This is a genomic window from Conexibacter stalactiti, from assembly GCF_033542075.1.
In the GTDB taxonomy this organism is placed as follows: domain Bacteria; phylum Actinomycetota; class Thermoleophilia; order Solirubrobacterales; family Solirubrobacteraceae; genus Conexibacter; species Conexibacter stalactiti.
On the sequence record NZ_JAWSTH010000133.1, the window covers coordinates 1 to 15,723 of the forward strand.

Genomic DNA, 15,723 nt, shown 5'->3' on the forward strand with positions numbered 1-15,723 from the left:
CTGGGCGTGACCGCCGCTCCCCCCGGGGCCGCCGGTGCCGCCGCCGCCACCGGGCCCGCCGACGCCGGCAACGCCGGCGAGCGCCACGTTGGCGTCGAGCGAGACGTGGTCGAGCGTGACGCGGCCGGAGGGGGCGATCGTCAGCGCGCCGCCGCGGGCGCTGCGGCCGGCGCCGCCGCTGCCGCCGACGCCGCCGTCGCCGCCTGGTCCGCCGGCTCCGCCGGCCGCTCCGTTGGTGCCGGCGGTCCCGGGTCTGCCGTCGGCTCCGGGTCTGCCCGGCGCGCCCGCGACGCCCTCGAACGCAAAGCCGCCGACCTGGAAGCCGGTCACGCGGAGGTGCTTCAGGACGAGCGTGCCGGCGACCGTCATGAAGCCGCGCCCGGTCTCGGTGACCCAGATCGAGGGACCTATGAGCGTGACGTTGCGCCCGGCGCCGTCGAGCACCAGCGAGCGGCCGGCCGGCAGCTCGTAGGCAGCCGGGACGGGGATCGTGCCGTCGCACGCGAACACGTAGTCGCCGCCGGCGGCGACGGCGGCGTCGAGCGCCGCCGTCGTGCAGGACGTGATCGGCGTCGGCGGCGGGGTCATCGCCTGCGCCGGCGCGCCCGGCGCGAGCGCCAGTGCCAGCGTGACGAGCGGTGCGGTGAGCAGTCGGATGCGGTCGAGCACGGCGGGCACCGTACAGCCGCGTGGGCGCGTCGTCGCGAGCGTGCGGCGCGCGCCTACGTCGGTTCCACGTAGGTCCGGCGCTCTTCGTCCCGTCAGTCGGCGGTGGAGGGCGCGGCGCCGTACTGCTCGTCGGTGACGTGCTCGCCCCAAACCACGGGCGAGCCGCTCTCGTCGACCTGCTGCATGGCGATGTGGACCATGAAGCGGTTGGGCGCGGCGCCGTGCCAGTGGTTCTCGCCGGGCTCGAAGAAGACGCGGTCGCCGGGCTTGATCAGCTCGATCGGGCCGCCTTCGCGCTGGCAGCGGCCTTCGCCCTCGGTGACGAAGATCGTCTGTCCGTGGGGGTGGGTGTGCCAGGCGGTGCGGGCGCCGGGCGTGAAGTGCACGACGGCCGCGGCGAACGTCGAGGTCGCTTCGGGGGCGGCGACGGCGTCGATGTAGACGTCACCGGTGAACCAGTCGGCCGGGCCCTTCTGGGTGTCGATCGAGCTGCGGGTGATCTTCATGCGGTCGCTCCTGGTCAGGGGGTGACGAGCACCTTGATGGACTCGCGGCCGGCCATCGCGCGATAGCCGTCGGGGACGCCGTCGAGGCCGACGGTGCGGTCGAAGACGCGGCCGGGCTGGATCTTGCCGTCGAGGATGTCCGGCAGCAGCTCGTCGATGTAGGCGCGCACCGGGGCGGGGCCGCCGCCGATGCGGACGTTCTTGTAGAACATCGGCTGGGCGAGCGGGATCGTGCCGTAGTGGGGGACGCCGACGCGGCCGACCGCGCCGCCCGGGCGGGCGATCGCGACGGAGGTCTCGGTCGAGGCCGCGGTGCCAACGCACTCCAGGACGCCGTGGACGCCGGTGCCGCCGGTCAGCTCCCGCACGCGCTGGATCGCCTCCTCGCCGCGCTCGGCGACGACGTCGGTCGCGCCCAGCTCGCGTGCCAGGTCGGTGCGCACCTGGTGGCGGCCCATGACGATGATCTGCTCGGCGCCGAGACGCTTGGCGGCGATCACGCCGCACAGGCCGACGGCGCCGTCGCCGACGACGGCGACCTTGTGACCGGGCTTGACGCCGGCGACGACGGCGGCGTGGTGGCCGGTGCCGAGGACGTCGGAGAGCGTCAGCAGCGAGGGGATCAGCGCGTCGTCGGCGCCGACGTTCAGCGGGTAGAGCGTGCCGTCGGCGAGCGGGATCCGCAGCGCCTCGGCCTGCGCGCCGTTGAGGCCGCCGTTGGCGAAGAAGCCGCCGTGGACGCAGGCGGTATGCAGGCCCTCGTGGCAGAAGTCGCAGGTCCCGTCGGAGTAGGCGAACGGCATGATCACGAGGTCGCCGCGCTTGATCGTCTCGACGCCGGCGCCGACCTCCTCGACGACGCCGATCGCCTCGTGGCCCATCGGCGCGCCGCTCTCGCTCGGCGCCATGTCGGCGTACGGCCAGAGGTCGCTGCCGCAGATGCAGGCGCTGGTGACGCGGACGATCGCGTCGGTCGGATCGACAAGGACGGGATCGGGGACGTCCGCGATGCGGACGTCGCCGGCGGCGTGCATGAGAGTGGCTTTCATGGCATTCACCGTATGCCCGATCGGCCGCCGGTGAGAGACCCTGTGAGGGGGATACTCACGGTATCCCTCAGGACGCATGCGCTGGCCCTAGCCTGAGAAGGCGATGGATCCCAAGGACGACATCCGCGAGTTCCTCACCTCCCGCCGAGCGCGGGTCACGCCCGAGCAGGTCGGGCTGCCGGGCTACGGTCCGCGCCGCGTCCCCGGCCTGCGCCGCGAGGAGGTCGCCGTCCTGGCCGGCGTCAGCGTCCCGTACTACACCAAGCTGGAGCGCGGTGACCTCAGCGGCGTCTCGGCCGGCGTGTTGGAGGCGCTCGCCAGAGCGCTGCACCTCGACGACGCCGAGCGCGCGCACCTGCACGACCTCGCCCGCGCGGTCCAGCCGGCCGTCCGGCCGCGGGCGCGTCGCCGTCCGGCCAAGCGCGACGTCGTGCGGCCCGGCGTCCAGCGGCTGCTCGACGCGATCACCGGGGCGGCCGCCGTCGTGCAGAACGGCCGCGGCGACCTGCTCGCCGCCAACCTGCTGGGACGCGCGCTGTACGGGCCGATCTTCGACAGCCCCGAGCAGCCGCCCAACCACGCCCGCTTCATCTTCCTCGACCCGCGCTCGCACGAGCTGTATCCCGACTGGTGGGAGGAGGCGGCCGACATCACCGTCGCGCTGCTGCGCGTCACCGCCGGCCGCAACCCGTACGACCGCGAATTGAGCGACCTGATCGGGCAGCTCTCGACGCGCAGCGCCGAGTTCAGGGTCCGCTGGGCCAGCCACGACGTGCGCACCCACCGCGCGGGCGCCAAGCGCCTGCGCCATCCGCTCGTCGGCGAGCTGGACCTGACCTTCGAGGTCCTCGACCTCACCGCCGACGACGACCTCTCGGTCCTCGCGTACAGCGCCGAGCCCGGCAGCGCCTCCGCCGCGGCGCTCGACCTGCTCGGCAGCTGGGCCGCCACCGAGGCGCGGACGCCGCTGGCGTCAGAACGCCCCGACGCGCGCGCGTGACGGGCGCCTCACCGGCTCACACGCCGTCGCTCGCGCCGAGCGCGCGGCGGCAGAGCGTGCGCAGCGTCTCGATCGCCGCGACCGGGTCGTGCGCGCCGCCGGCCAGCGGCGAGAGCGGGCCGGCGAGCACCTCGTTGCCGGCGCCGACCAGCGCGGCGGCGGCGATCGCGGCATCCTGCGGGGGCGCTTGGCCGTGGCGGATCGCCGCTCTGACCAGGCGCGCGACGTGGCCGGTGTAGGTGCGGCGGTACTCGAGCCGCACGCGCTCGACCGCCGGGTCGACCGGCTCGGCGATCAGCGCCCACGCCAGCAGCGGGTTGGCCAGCGCCCGCCGGGCGAAGGTGACGAGCACGGCGTCGAGCTTGCCGAGCGGGTCGTCGGCCGTCAGAGCAGCCTTCGTGGCGGCCGCGATCTCGCGGTCGCAGACGTCGCGGAAGACCTCGACGAACAGCTCCGCCTTGGAGGGGAAGTGGCGGTACAGCGTGCCGTTGGCGACCCCGGCCCGCGTCGCGATCGCGGCGACCGAGGCGCCGCCGTAGCCGTGCGCTTCGACGACCTCGCGCGCCGCCAGCAGCAGCCTGTCGCGCGTGGCCGAGCCGCTGTCGGTGGTCGCGCTCATCCCTTGAAGGTCGCCAGCCCGGCGTCGCCGAACGGCTCGTCGCGCTCGCGCACGGCGGCGCGGAAGCCGGCGTCGGCGGCCCGCTGCTGGAAGGCGTGGCCCTCGGCGGTGTGGCGCGCGATGCCGTCGAAGACCGTGCCGATCAGCTGCGTCGCGGGCAGACCGCCCGCGAGCGTCTGCTGGTTGACGAGCAGCTTCATCAGCGCGAGCTGGTTGGCCGGCATGCGCGCGACGCGCGCCGCGAGCGCGTCGACCCGCGCGTCCAGCTCAGCGGCCGGCGGCGCCTCGATCGCGAGCCCCCACTCGACCGCCTCGGTGCCGGAGAGGCAGTCGCCGGTGAACAGCAGCCGCTTCGCGCGCTGGGCGCCGATCCGCTCCGCCCACAGCGCCGTCGTCGGCACGCCCCAGACGCGCGCCGGCGGGTAGCCGATCTTCGCGTCGGCGGCGATCACGAGCAGGTCGGAGCAGAGCGCGAGGTCGCTGCCGCCGGCGACGCAGAAGCCGTGGACCTTGCAGATGACCGGCGTCTGCGCGTGGAACAGCGACATGAACGCGCGCACGTTGCGGCGCATCATCGCGTGGTCGGCCATCGGATCCCACGGGCGCGCCGGGTCGTGGTTGGCGGCGATCGCCGCCGGCTCGGTCGGCGCGCCGGGCGGCGGCGCGCCGACGGCCTCCGAGCCGCCGGCGCGCTGCTCGGCGGCCTCGACGAGGTCGTAGCCGCCGCAGAAGCCGGAGCCGGCGCCCGACAGCACGATCACGCGCACCGCGGGGTCGAGGTCGGCGCGCTCGACCGTCGTCTCCAGCTCGTGCAGCAGCAGCGGCGTCAGCCCGTTGCCGCGCGCGGGACGGTCGAGCACGATCCGGCCGATCCCGTCCGCGACGGAGTATCGGATGGTGCGGATCTCGCTCATGCTAGGAGCGCCCGGTCGACGATCGCGCGCGCGTCGACGCCGGCCGGCAGCGTCCCGTACGCGCGGCCGCCCTCGCCGCCGAGGCGCGCGCGGCAGAAGGCGTCGGCGACGGCCGGCGGGGCGTGGCGCAGCAGCAGGCTGCCCTGCAGCGCGACGGCGAGGTCCTCGACGATCCGGCGCGCGAGGAACTGGCTCTCGAAGATCCGCTCCTCGACGGTGCGCGCATCCGACGCCGAGAAGAGCGCCTCTACCTGGCCGCGCGCCCGCGCCAGGTGGGTGTCGAAGCGGGCGTCGGCACCGCTGGCCAGCGCGCACTCCGCGAGCAGCGCCGGCAGGCCCTCGGGCTCCTTCACGAGCGCCCGCAGCACGTCGAGCGCGGCGACGTTGCCGGAGCCCTCCCAGATCGACATCAACGGCGCGTCGCGGTAGAGCAGCGGCAGGCCGGAGTCCTCGACGAAGCCGTTGCCGCCGAGGCACTCGAGCGCCTCGTTGGCATGCGGCGAGGCGCGCTTGCAGACGTGGTACTTCATCACCGCGGTGGCGAGCCGGCGGAAGGCGGCGTCGTCCTCGTCGTAGGCGCGCGCGACCCGCATCGAGACGGCCGTCGCGGCCTCCGACTCCAGCGCCAGGTCGGCGAGCACGTTCAGCATCGCCGGCTGGTCGACCAGCTTCGCGCCGAAGGCGGAGCGGTGGCGGGCGTGATGGATCGCCTCGACGGTGCCGCGGCGGATCGAGATCGTCGAGCCGATCAGGCAGTCGAGCCGCGTGTGGTTGACCATCCGGATGATCGCCTTGACGCCGCCGCCCTCAGTGCCGACGAGGCGGCCGCGGATGCCGCGGAACTCGACCTCGGAGGAGGGGAGGGAGCGGGTCCCGAGCTTGTCCTTCAGCCGCTGGAACTCCATCCCCGGCCCGCGCTCGACGAGGAAGCAGGAGAGGCCGGCCGGCGCCTGCGCGAGCACGAGGAAGACGTCGCACGGCGGGTAGGAGCAGAACCACTTGTGGCCCCACAGCTCGTAGTCGCCGCCGCCGGCCGGGGTCGCGGTCGTGATGTTGGCGCGCACGTCCGAGCCGCCCTGGCGCTCGGTCATCGCCATGCCGGCGATCGCGCCGCCGTCGCAGTCGGGGCGGGTGAGCCGCTCCTCCCACTCGGCCGCCAGCCGCGGCGCGCCGTCGCGCAGCGCGGGGACGACCGCGTAGGTCATCGAGATCGGGCACATCACGCCGCCGTTGGCGTTGGTCCAGAGGTTGAAGAGCGCCGCGCGGACGACGTGGCCGCCCGCTCTCGGCTCGCGCCACGGCAGCCCGGCGAGGCCGCGCTCGATGCCGCCGCGCAGCAGCCAGTGCCAGGAGGGATCCAGCTCGACCGTGTCGACGCGGTTGCCCCAGCGGTCGTAGGGCGTCAGGACCGGCTCGTTGCGCTCGGCGCGCAGCCCGTGCTCACGCGCCTCGACGGTGCCGGCGGCGGCGCCGATCTCCCGCGCCCGCTCCTCGCCCCACGCACCGCCCTCGCGCTGGAGCGCCTCCCGCAGCGGCAGGTCGACGTCGTAGAAGTTGATCGGCTGCAGCGACGGCGCCTGGTTGAGCACGCGCCGCGTCGGCGCGGCGTCGGGCGCCGCGGCGGCGCCGGCTGCGCGGCCCGGCCCGTCCGTCGAGATCTGCTCGGTTGCGCTCATCCCGCTCCTCCGTCCGCTCGGTTCGCCATGCGCGCGCCGCATGCCGCAGCGCGGTGTGAATCCGGATTCACACTACTGTACCGCTGATCATGCGAGAGCTTCACCACATCCGCGCGGGAACCCTGGCATGGGCGCAGCGCCCCGACCCCGAGCTGGTTCGGCCGACCGACGCGATCGTGCGGCCGTTCCTGGCGAGCCGCTGCGACGGCGACACGGTGCCGCTGCACCGGCCCGTCTCGCGGGTAATGCAGGCCGGGATCGCGGTCCGCGCGATCGATCCGGTCGTCGCGTGCATCTGCGGCAGGGTGCCGTTCCGCGGCCCGTTCGCGATCGGGCACGAGTGCGTCGCGCAGGTCGTCGCGCTCGGAAGCGCGGTGAGCGGCCTGAGCGTCGGCGAGACGGTCGTCGTGCCGTGGGCCGTCTCCTGCGGCGACTGCGCCCGCTGCCGCGCCGGCCTGACCTCGAAGTGCGAGGCCGCCGCCGGCGAGCTGGCCGCATACGGCTTCGGGCCGGCGGCCGGGCCGTGGGGCGGGATGGTCGCCGACCTGCTGCGCGTGCCGTTCGCGTCCCACATGCTCGTGCCGGTTCCCGCCGGGGTCCCGGCCGAGCGGGTGGCCGCGGGGAGCGACAACCTCGCCGACGCCTGGCGCGCCGTCGTGCCCGCGCTCGCCGAGCGTCCCGGCGGCCGCGTCCTGGTGCTCGGCGGCGGCGCCAAGAGCATCGGCCTCTACGCCGCCGGGCTGGCCGTCGCGCACGGCGCCGCGGTCGTCGACTACCTCGACGACGATCCGGCACGGCGCTCGATCGCGGCGTCGTTCGGCGCCCGTGCCGCGCCGCTCCAACGGCGCCGGCAGCGGCTCGACGGCCGCTACGAGGTCGCCGTCGAGGCGACCTCCCGCGCCGCCGGCCTGCGCGCCGCGCTGCGAGCGCTCGCCCCGGGCGGGAGCTGCACCGCCGTCGGCTACTACCTCGCCTCCGGCACGCGGCTGCCGCTGATGCGCATGTACGCCACCGACGCGACGCTGCGGATCGGCGTCTCGCACGCCCGCGCGACGCTGCCCGACCTGCTGCGCTTCGTCGCCGGCAGCGGATTCCCGGCCGAGCGCGTGACGACGCTGCTGGCCGACTGGGAGGACGCGCCCACCGCCTACGGCGCGAAGACGACGAAGGTCGTCCTCGCGCGCGACCCGCGCTGAGCGGTCACGGTGCGGCCGCGCCGACGTCGGCCTCTGCGCCGCTTTGCGCTCTGAAGTCGATCAGCTTGTGCGTGCCGTCGCAGAACGGGCGGATCTGGGAGCGGCCGCAGCGGCACAGCGCGACCGTCGAGCGCGAGCAGGGGATCGGCTCGCCGTCCTGGTCGGTCAGCTCGAACGCGCCGCGCAGCAGGTACGGACCGTCGCGGTACGGCGTCACGCGCGCCGGCGCCGGAGCACGCGCGGGGAGCGGGCCTGCCTGCTCGGCGGCCGCCCGCGCGCTCGACGATCTGCCCGTCGCCGCGATGAGCGCGTCGAGCAGGTCCGCGGCGGTCAGCTCGTCACGGCCGTCGGCGCGACTGGCGACGCCCGCGAGCACGAGCGCCTGGAAGATCTCGGCGGAGACCCGCTGGCGCAGGCCGAGCGGGAGCAGGTCGATCGCCGGGCCGCTGTCCGCACCGTGCCGAAGGGCTGTCGAGATCGATGACATGCGTCTCGGCTACCCGCGACCTGGGCGCTTCACGCAGCGCCCGCGCGCGCGGATATGCGTGCGGGGAACGCGGGTAGACGCCGTTCCATGGAGATCTGGGACATCGCCGCGCTCGAGATCGAGCCGCACCAGCCACAGGTGCTGCACTCCGACGAAGGCGCGGCGCGCGTGATCGCGATCAACCTGCCGGCCGGCGAGGAGCTGCAGGATCACGAGGTCCACGAGCACGCGTGGCTGCACGTGCACGAGGGATCGGTCGAACTCGACGGCGACGGCACCACGCGCCGCGTGAGCTCCGGCGCGCTCGTCCACTGGCGCCCGGGCGAGCGCCACGCCGTGCGCGCCATCGCGGACACGCGGTTGATCCTGCTGCTGGCCCCGTGGCCCGGCCCCGGACATCCGAACCAGCGCGCCGCGGCCGGCTGAAGCCGCCGGCTGTTGTCGGGCGCCGCGGACGCGGGTAAAGGTTGTCCATGGCAGAGATCGAGGAGAACACGCAGGCGCGAGGCGCCGAGCTGCTGTCCCAGATTTCGAACGAGATGGTGCGCGTGATGAAGGAGTACTTCGGTCGCGGCCCCACGCGCGCCAAGTCCTACATGCTCGACGACCTGCTCGTGGTGGTGATGCGAGACGGGATGACGACGGCCGAACGCACGATGCTGGAGTTCGGCCGCTCCGACGTCGTCCGTCACTTCCGCCAGGAGTTCCAGAACGAGATGACCGACCGGCTCGTCGGGGCGGTCGAGAAGCTGACCGGCCGCAAGGTCGTCACCTACCAGAGCCAGGTGCTGTTCGAGCCCAACACCGTCGTCGAGCTCTTCCTCTTCGACGAGCCGGCTCCGGAGATGGCCGTGCATGCGACCTCGGCGGGCCAGGTCCAGCAGAAGCCGGTCGGGCAGGCGACCGACGACGCGGCGCTCGATCCGCCGGCACGGACGCCGGTCAGAGGCGACGCGAACGGCTAACGCGCGAGCTGCTCGAGCGCGCGCCGCAGCAGCCGCGAGACCTGCATCTGGGAGCAGCCGATCCGCTGCGCGATCTCGAGCTGCGTCATGTCCTCGACGAAGCGCAGGCGGAGCAGCTCGCGGTCCCGCGGCGACAGATCGCGCAGTCTCGGCGCGAGCGCGCTGCGGTGCTCGGCGAGGACGAAGCCGTGGTCGTCGGCGCCGATCGTGTCACCGACGGTCACGCTGCCGCCGCTGCCGTCGTCGTGGCCGAGCACGGGACGGTCGAGCGACGCGGTCGCCTTGGCGGTCGTCGCGTGCAGCGCTTCGGTGATCTGCTCGGCGTCGAGCCCGGTCGCGGCGGTCAGCTCGCCGACGGTCGGGGCGCGTCCCGAGCGCTCGCTCAGCTCGGTCGTCGCGCGGCGCAGCCGCAGGGCGTCCTCCTGGACGCCGCGCGGGACGTGAACCGACCACGTCGTGTCACGGAAGTGACGGCGCAGCTCTCCGGTGATCGTCGGGATCGCGAACGACGCGAAGCGGTAGCCGGCGTCCGGATCGAAGCGATCGATCGCCTTCACGAGGCCGACGCAGGCGACCTGCACCAGATCGTCGAGCGGTTCGGGGCCGGGGTGGTACCGGCGCGCGAGCTTGTGCGCCAGCGGCAGGTGCGACTCGATCGCGCGGGCGCGGCAGCGCGGATCGTTCGTCTCGCGGTAGCGCCGGATCAGCTCCTCCGCGCGGATCGTGCTGGGGGGCGACGAGTCCGGGTGACGACCCGGTGATGCCGGTGGGGCGAGCGAAACTGACATAGGCGATCCTTGACTCGACTGCGAATGGACCACCGCCGGAACCCGCCCGAGGGACTGAGCGCGCTCTTGCCGCGTGACTGACCTGAGACGAACGGGGCCGAAAGAACCCAGTGAGACGTTCGCCTTCTCTTCAGACCGTACCCGCTGACCCCGGAACCCACTCCCGGACGCAGCCGGCAGGGCGGGAGCAGCTACGCGTGCGCGGGCGGCAGCAGCGAGCTGGCGTCGTCGTCCCAGGCGGCGAGCAGGTGCTCGGCCCAGCGGGCTTCGATCGCCAGCAGCGCGCGGGCGCCGAGGAGGATGTCGCCCGCGAGCTGCGGCTCGGCGGTCGCGAGCCCGCCGGCGAGGTCCCACGCCGCGATGTTCTCGTGCACGGCGTCGGCCGTCACGTGCTCGTCGAAGAAGTCGGTCGCGTCGCGGTCGAAGCCGAGACGGCGCAGGGCGTTGCCATAGCGCCGGTTGGGCAGCGACGAGGTCATCTCGAACGCGGCGAGGTGGCCGACGATCGCGCCGCGCAGGCGCCGGTGCAGCCCGCACAGCGACATCAGGTTGACCGTCGCGAGCGTGATCGCGGGCAGCCGCTCCAGATACGTGCCGTAGGCGGGGTCGAGCCCGAGCGCGCGCATCGCCTTCGCGAACAGCACCGCGTGGATGCGCTCGGCGTCGCCGCCGCCGTACTCGTCGGTCTGGATCTCGACGAGCGCGGCCTTCGGTCTCCCGGCCAGGCGGGGGATCGCCCACGAATGGGGATCGGCCTCCTTGAGCTGGTAGGCAGAGCGGTGGATCAGGAACTCGCGCACCTGCTCCGCGTCGGCGCGCGTCTCGATCCGGCGCGACAGCGGTGGCCCGTCGTCCGCGGCGATCAGCTCCTGCAGTGCCGTGCCGACCTGCGTCGGATCGACCTCCTCGATCGATCCCACGAGCTGACGGATCGCGGCTTCGAAGGGACGCTCGAGCGCGGCGCGGAAGGCGAGCTGGCCGGGATCCCATTCCCAGTCGGGGTCGACGCCGGCGAGCTCGCTGTAGTGCAGCTCGTAGCTGACGTAGAGCGCGAGCTGCAGGTCCTCGTCGACGAGCGGGTCGGCGCTCGCTTCGAGCTGCTCGGGGACGGGCGCGTCGAGCCGCGTTCCGGCCGGCAGCAGCAGGGTGGTGAAGAGGCGCTCGCTCAGCGGCCCACGCGGCGTCGGAAGCTCGATCGTGCGGGGTCCGGCGGGGCGCGTGACGGTCGTCGCCATGGCCATTAGCTTCTCGCGAGCGCGTGGCTTCAAACCGACCGCGAACGCCCGCCATCGCCGATGGGGGTTGGAGACCGCCGCCAGCGGTCAATCTGAGCGTGATGACGACGACCGCGCTGTCGAACCCTCCAGGCGCCGACGAGCTGCGCCGCCGCTTCGACGCGGCGGGCGGCTTCACCGTCGGCGTCGAGGAGGAGCTGATGCTGCTGGACCCGGACACGCTCGAGCTGGCAGCGGTCGCCGGCGAGCTGCTGCGCCGGCTCGGCGGCGACGGGCGCTTCAAGCCCGAGCTGCCGGCGGCCCAGCTCGAGATCGCGACCGCGCCGGCGGCGTCGGTCGCCGATGCCGTCGCGCAGCTCACCGCCGCGCGCCGCGATCTCGCGGCCGCCGCCGACGGGCTGGTGCTGCCGGCGGTCGCCGGCGTGCATCCCTTCAGCGCTGCCGAGGGGGTGCTGAGCAGCGGCGGGCGCTACGACGTGCTGCAGGCGGAGTACGGGTCGATCGCGCGGCGCCAGCTCGTCGCGGGGCTGCAGGTGCACGTCGCCGTCGGCGGCGCCGATCGCACGCTCGCCGTCTACAACGCGCTGCGCACGTACCTGCCCGAGCTGACGGCGCTGGCGGCCAACGCGCCGTTCCATGGCGGGCGCGACAGCGGCCTCGCGTCGGCGCGCCCGACGATCTGCGAGCAGCTGCCGCGCCAGGGCGTCCCGCCGCGGCTGGAGAGCTGGGAGCAGTTCGCGGCAGAGCTGCGCTGGGGCGCGCGCGCCGGGTCGGTCCCGCAGCCGCGGATGTGGTGGTGGGAGCTGCGTCCGCACGCCGCGTTCGGCACGCTGGAGCTGCGCGTCCCGGACGCGCAGACGACGGTCGGGGAGGCGACCGGCGTGATCGCGTTCGCGCAGGCGCTGGTCGCGACGCTCGCGGAGCGTCACGACGCCGGCGAGCCGCTGCCCGACGCGCCGACGTGGCGGATCGAGGAGAACCGCTGGTCGGCGCTGCGGCACGGTCTCGACGGCACGCTCGCCGACCTCGGCAGCGGGGAGCGCGTGCCCACGCGCGACCGGCTCGGCGAGCTGGTCGACGCGGTCGCGCCGGCGGCGGAGCGCCTCGGCTGCGGCGACGCGCTCCTCGCGACACGCGCGGCGATCGTCGCCAACGGCGCCGTGCGCCAGCGCGCGGTCGCGCGCGAGCGCGGCGTCGACGGGCTCGCGCGCTGGCTGACCGAGCGCTTCTGCGCCTGAGGGCGCGCGCCGCCGGCAGCCGGGCATGCCGGCCTGCCAGCGGCGGCGTCGTCAGCTGGAGGAGTTGCCGGCGCTGACCGCGCCGGCGTTCTCGCGGGCGCTGTCGGCGAGCTGCTGGCCGTGCTCCTGGGCCTCGTCCTTGACGGTCTCGGCCGCGCTCTGCGCGACCTGCTTGCCGTGCTCAAGCGCTTCCTGACCGGTCTGCTTGACCTGTTCCTTGACCTGGTCGGCCATCGGTCCGAGCTTCTCGTCCTCGACGCGCGAGCTGGGGATCAGCATCCCGGCGAGGAAGCCGATCGCGGCTGCTCCGACGGCGAGGCCGAGCGGGTTCTCCTGCGCGATGCCGACCGCGCGTCTGGTCTGCTGCTTGACCTGATCGCCGTCGGGCGTCACGTCGCTGACCTTGTCGGTCGCGACGCCGAGTCGTTCCTTCACGGTGTCGACCTTTCCGGAGATGTTCTCCTTGGTGCGGGTCTTGACGTCGGCCTTGTAGCCGAGCGCGTCGATCGTCTCGCCCATCCGCTCGCGTGTGTGCTCTACCTCGCGGCGGATCGCGTCCGGGTCTTGGCCCATTCGACGTCCTCCTTCAAAGTCTCGATCGTCTGTTCCGGCACCGGCGGCGCCGCTTCCTTGACCTCGTCGCGGCCGCGCATCGCGAGCACGCCGGCGATCGCCCCGTAGACCAGTGCGACGATCAACGCCGCCAGCCAGACGTGGTCCAGCGCGGTCGCCAGCAGCGCGATCAGGCACGCTGTCAGCGCCCCCAGCGAGAGCAGCGCGACGACGCCGGCGGCGCCGAACATGCCGGCGCCCTTTCCGGCGGCTCTGACCTTCTCGCTCAGCTCCGCCTTCGCCAGCTCGATCTCCTGCCGCAGGAGCGTGTTGGTCTCGCCGGCGAGATCGCGCACCAGTTCGCCGATCGACTCGTCGCGGCGATCGTGGTTCTCCATCGTCGCCTCCTCTAGCCCAGGCCGCTGGGCACCGGCGGCGGAACCGACGGCGCGGCGGCCGGCGGGATGGCCGGCGAGGATGCCTCCGGGGCGGTCGGCGAGGCGATCCGCCGTGGCGGCTGGTAGCCGACGTCGCCGCGGCGCTCGTAGCGAGAGCGGCTCGACGCCTTCAGGAAGCGCGACGCCGCGAACCCGGCGAACAGCCCGATCCCGACGACCGCCAGCGGCTGTCTGCGAGCGAACTCCTCCACGTCGTGGAGGATCCGGTCGGCATCGGACTCGCTCAGATAGCTGCCGACCTTCTCGGCATGGCCGGCGAGCTGCTCGGCAGCCTTCGCGGGACCGTCCTGCCCCTCGTCTCTGAGCTGCTCAGCCGTCGAGCGCAGCGCCTGCGCGCTGGAGGACACCTGCTCGCCGACCTGCGTCGAGCGCTGGTCGACCTGATCGTGAAGGCGGGATCTCGCCTCCTGCGCGGCCTGCTGGGCCTTCTCCTGCACTTGCTCCTTGGCGCCCTGGGCGTCAACGGTGCTCTGGCTGTCGATGGCCATCGCGACTCCTTCCGAAAGAATGGACTGAACTGCGCTTCCGGTCGGGTGGCTCGGACCGCGAGCACGAGTTACCCGCCCCCGACGATCGCAACCTGGGGAGGCGAGCGGGTGAGCGCCCGGTGCGTTGACCGGTTCAGTCGGTCGCTCAGCGCTCGCGCGCGACGCAGCGGAAGCCGATGTGGCTGGTGGTCGTGTCGACCGGCTCGCCCTGGCGCGCGGCGGGGCGGTAGCGCAGGCAGTAGTTGGGCGCGCAGAGGTGCGAGCCGCCCTTGATCGTGCGACGCGGGAAGTCGCCGCCGGGCTCGTCCGGGCGGCAGCTCGCGGCGGCGTCCTCAGCGCGCGGGTTGCGCGGCGCGCAGCAGGGCGACGGCGCCGCCTCGTGGGCGGCGGTGAAGAAGTCGTCGGTCCACTCCCACGTGTTGCCGGCCATGTCCCAGAGGCCGAAGCCGTTCGGCGGGAAGGTCGCGACCGGCGAGGTGCCCTCCCAGCCCTTCGCCTTGCGGTTCTCCCACGGGAACTCGCCCTGCCAGTGGTTGGCCATCAGGCGCCCGCCGGGCCGCTCCTCCTCGCCCCAGGCGTAGCGCGCGCCGTCGAGCCCGCCGCGCGCCGCGTACTCCCACTCGGCCTCGGTCGGCAGCGCCTTGCCGGCCCACGCCGCGTACGCCGTCGCGTCCGCGTGGGCGACATGGACGACCGGGTGGCGGTCGCGGCCCTTCACGCTCGTGCCCGGCCCGCCGGGATGGCGCCAGTCGGCGCCGGGGACCCACGCCCACCAGCGCCGCCAGTCGGCGAGCGGGACGCGCCGCGGCGGCTTGCGGAAGACGAGCGAGCCGGGCACCAGCAGCGCCGGGTCGGCGTCGGGGTAGAGGGCGGGGTCGGGCGCCCGCTCGGCGTGCGTGACGTGGCCGGTCTCCTGCACGAAGCGGCGGAAGTCGCGCACGGTGACCGGGCGCGCGTCGATCCAGAAGGGGTCGAGCGCGACGTGGTGGACCGGCGCCTCCTCGGGATAGAACTCCTCGCTGCCCATGCGGAAGGTGCCGCCGTCGAGGCGGACCATCCCGGCGCGCGGGTCGGCAGCGGCGGGCGCGCGGGCCATCAGTGCGCGCCGCCGGGGTTGAGCATCACGACGACGCCGGCGACGATCAGCGCGGCGAGCAGCAGGAACGGCATGATCCGGAGACGGTAGCTCGGGCGAGCGCGAACGACGAGCGTTGAGCCGCGCGCGGCGGGCGCCGCCGCGCCGTCGTCCGCCCCCTGCGCGAGGATCCGGAGTCGTGCGGGGACTGGGCTTGGGCGGGCGAGAACGGCGGCTGCTGGCGCTGACCTGTGCGACGGGGATGCTCGACGCGGTCGCCTTCCTCGGCCTCGGGCAGGTCTTCTGCGCGATGCAGACGGGCAACGTCGTCTTCCTCGGGCTCGGCGTCGCGGGCGCGGAGGGCGCCCCGGACGTCGCCGCTCCGCTGACCGCGCTGTGCGCCTTCGTGGCCGGCGGCGTCGCCGCGGCGCTGCTGCTGCGGGTCGGCACGACCGCGGGCGGCATCCAGGCGGCGGGCGCGGCGCGCGCGGGCGTGAGCACGGCGGTCGCGGTCGAGATCGCGCTGCTGCTGCTCGCGACCGCCGTGGCGGCGGCGTTCGAGCCGCGGGCGGGCGATGCGGCGGCGCTGCTGACGATCGCGGCGCTGGCCGGCGCGATGGGGCTGCGCACGACGGTCGTGCGCGGGCGCGGCGCCGCGAACCTCGCGACGACCGTGCTGAACCTGACCGCGATCGGCGGCACGGCGGGCGCGGGTGCGCGCGTCGCGGGCGGGGGCGGCGCGCCAGGCGCGGGCGATGTTGGCGCGGGCGGCGCCCAGCTCGCGAGCGGCGCCGACCTCGCGCAGCGC

18 protein-coding genes and 1 pseudogene are annotated in these 15,723 nt (G+C 74.4%); 6 read left to right on the plus strand and 13 right to left on the minus strand.

Features of this window, described 5'->3' with window-relative positions:
* The 3 genes and pseudogenes from R7226_RS28400 to R7226_RS28410 all read right to left on the minus strand — a co-directional run.
* Positions 1–669 (minus strand): annotated as a pseudogene (locus R7226_RS28400) (hypothetical protein); the annotation flags it as partial.
* A 92-nt stretch (positions 670–761) separates the two neighbouring features.
* Positions 762–1,175, minus strand: a complete 414-nt coding sequence (locus tag R7226_RS28405) for a (R)-mandelonitrile lyase (RefSeq protein WP_318600835.1) — start codon at positions 1,173–1,175, stop codon at positions 762–764.
* A gap of 14 nt (positions 1,176–1,189) precedes the next feature.
* Positions 1,190–2,224, minus strand: coding sequence for a zinc-dependent alcohol dehydrogenase family protein (locus R7226_RS28410; RefSeq protein WP_318600836.1), 1,035 nt, complete (start codon positions 2,222–2,224; stop codon positions 1,190–1,192).
* Positions 2,225–2,327: 103 nt separating this feature from the next.
* Here R7226_RS28410 and R7226_RS28415 point away from each other — a divergent pair, with 103 nt between their 5' ends.
* On the plus strand, positions 2,328–3,224 hold the full coding sequence (locus tag R7226_RS28415; protein WP_318600837.1) for a helix-turn-helix transcriptional regulator: 897 nt from the start codon (positions 2,328–2,330) through the stop codon (positions 3,222–3,224).
* Between the two features lie 16 nt (positions 3,225–3,240).
* On the opposite strand, the gene R7226_RS28420 is transcribed toward R7226_RS28415, so the two are convergent.
* Genes R7226_RS28420 through R7226_RS28430 form a run of 3 tightly spaced genes read right to left on the minus strand, consistent with a single transcriptional unit; the run spans position 3,241 to position 6,433 of the window.
* Positions 3,241–3,843: a TetR/AcrR family transcriptional regulator gene (locus R7226_RS28420; RefSeq protein WP_318600838.1), complete on the minus strand. Its 603-nt coding sequence runs from the start codon at positions 3,841–3,843 to the stop codon at positions 3,241–3,243.
* Positions 3,840–4,757: a crotonase/enoyl-CoA hydratase family protein gene (locus R7226_RS28425; protein ID WP_318600839.1), complete on the minus strand. Its 918-nt coding sequence runs from the start codon at positions 4,755–4,757 to the stop codon at positions 3,840–3,842. Before R7226_RS28425 ends, R7226_RS28420 begins: the two co-directional genes overlap by 4 nt.
* Complete coding sequence (locus R7226_RS28430) at positions 4,754–6,433, minus strand: acyl-CoA dehydrogenase family protein (RefSeq protein ID WP_318600840.1); 1,680 nt, start codon at positions 6,431–6,433, stop codon at positions 4,754–4,756. Before R7226_RS28430 ends, R7226_RS28425 begins: the two co-directional genes overlap by 4 nt.
* An 89-nt stretch (positions 6,434–6,522) precedes the next feature.
* On the opposite strand from R7226_RS28430, the gene R7226_RS28435 reads away from it, so the two are divergent.
* Complete coding sequence (locus tag R7226_RS28435) at positions 6,523–7,629, plus strand: alcohol dehydrogenase catalytic domain-containing protein (RefSeq protein ID WP_318600841.1); 1,107 nt, start codon at positions 6,523–6,525, stop codon at positions 7,627–7,629.
* A gap of 4 nt (positions 7,630–7,633) precedes the next feature.
* Here the strand turns inward: R7226_RS28435 and R7226_RS28440 are convergent, their stop codons facing one another.
* A complete protein-coding gene (locus R7226_RS28440) occupies positions 7,634–8,116 on the minus strand; it encodes a CDGSH iron-sulfur domain-containing protein (RefSeq protein WP_318600842.1) in 483 nt (160 codons plus the stop codon).
* Between the two features lie 87 nt (positions 8,117–8,203).
* On the opposite strand from R7226_RS28440, the gene R7226_RS28445 reads away from it, so the two are divergent.
* A complete protein-coding gene (locus R7226_RS28445) occupies positions 8,204–8,542 on the plus strand; it encodes a cupin domain-containing protein (protein ID WP_318600843.1) in 339 nt (112 codons plus the stop codon).
* A gap of 47 nt (positions 8,543–8,589) precedes the next feature.
* Positions 8,590–9,081 (plus strand): DUF2294 domain-containing protein, encoded by a 492-nt coding sequence (locus R7226_RS28450; protein WP_318600844.1) that lies wholly within the window; start codon positions 8,590–8,592, stop codon positions 9,079–9,081.
* Here R7226_RS28450 and R7226_RS28455 read toward each other — a convergent pair.
* Both R7226_RS28455 and R7226_RS28460 read right to left on the minus strand, forming a co-directional pair.
* Positions 9,078–9,869 carry a SigB/SigF/SigG family RNA polymerase sigma factor gene (locus R7226_RS28455; RefSeq protein WP_318600845.1) on the minus strand — a complete coding sequence of 264 codons (792 nt, stop codon included), beginning with the start codon at positions 9,867–9,869 and terminating at the stop codon, positions 9,078–9,080. The two genes, R7226_RS28450 and R7226_RS28455, sit on opposite strands and share 4 nt — an antisense overlap.
* A gap of 191 nt (positions 9,870–10,060) precedes the next feature.
* Positions 10,061–11,104 (minus strand): iron-containing redox enzyme family protein, encoded by a 1,044-nt coding sequence (locus R7226_RS28460; RefSeq protein WP_318600846.1) that lies wholly within the window; start codon positions 11,102–11,104, stop codon positions 10,061–10,063.
* Positions 11,105–11,205: 101 nt separating this feature from the next.
* Between R7226_RS28460 and R7226_RS28465 the strand changes: the two genes are divergently transcribed.
* On the plus strand, positions 11,206–12,342 hold the full coding sequence (locus R7226_RS28465; RefSeq protein WP_318600847.1) for a carboxylate-amine ligase: 1,137 nt from the start codon (positions 11,206–11,208) through the stop codon (positions 12,340–12,342).
* A gap of 51 nt (positions 12,343–12,393) precedes the next feature.
* On the opposite strand, the gene R7226_RS28470 is transcribed toward R7226_RS28465, so the two are convergent.
* The 4 genes from R7226_RS28470 to R7226_RS28485 form a co-directional block, all read right to left on the minus strand.
* A complete protein-coding gene (locus R7226_RS28470) occupies positions 12,394–12,915 on the minus strand; it encodes a DUF3618 domain-containing protein (RefSeq protein ID WP_318600848.1) in 522 nt (173 codons plus the stop codon).
* The gene (locus R7226_RS28475) at positions 12,879–13,292 is read right to left on the minus strand and encodes a phage holin family protein (protein ID WP_318600849.1); all 414 of its coding nucleotides are present in this window, start codon (positions 13,290–13,292) and stop codon (positions 12,879–12,881) included. The genes R7226_RS28470 and R7226_RS28475 overlap by 37 nt, the downstream gene beginning before the upstream one ends.
* Positions 13,293–13,303: 11 nt before the next feature.
* Positions 13,304–13,840 (minus strand): hypothetical protein, encoded by a 537-nt coding sequence (locus R7226_RS28480; protein WP_318600850.1) that lies wholly within the window; start codon positions 13,838–13,840, stop codon positions 13,304–13,306.
* A 145-nt stretch (positions 13,841–13,985) separates the two neighbouring features.
* On the minus strand, positions 13,986–14,897 hold the full coding sequence (locus R7226_RS28485) for a formylglycine-generating enzyme family protein (RefSeq protein ID WP_404827918.1): 912 nt from the start codon (positions 14,895–14,897) through the stop codon (positions 13,986–13,988).
* A 217-nt stretch (positions 14,898–15,114) separates the two neighbouring features.
* On the opposite strand from R7226_RS28485, the gene R7226_RS28490 reads away from it, so the two are divergent.
* On the plus strand, positions 15,115–15,723 hold a 609-nt coding region (locus tag R7226_RS28490), incomplete at its 3' end, for a DUF1275 family protein (protein ID WP_318600852.1).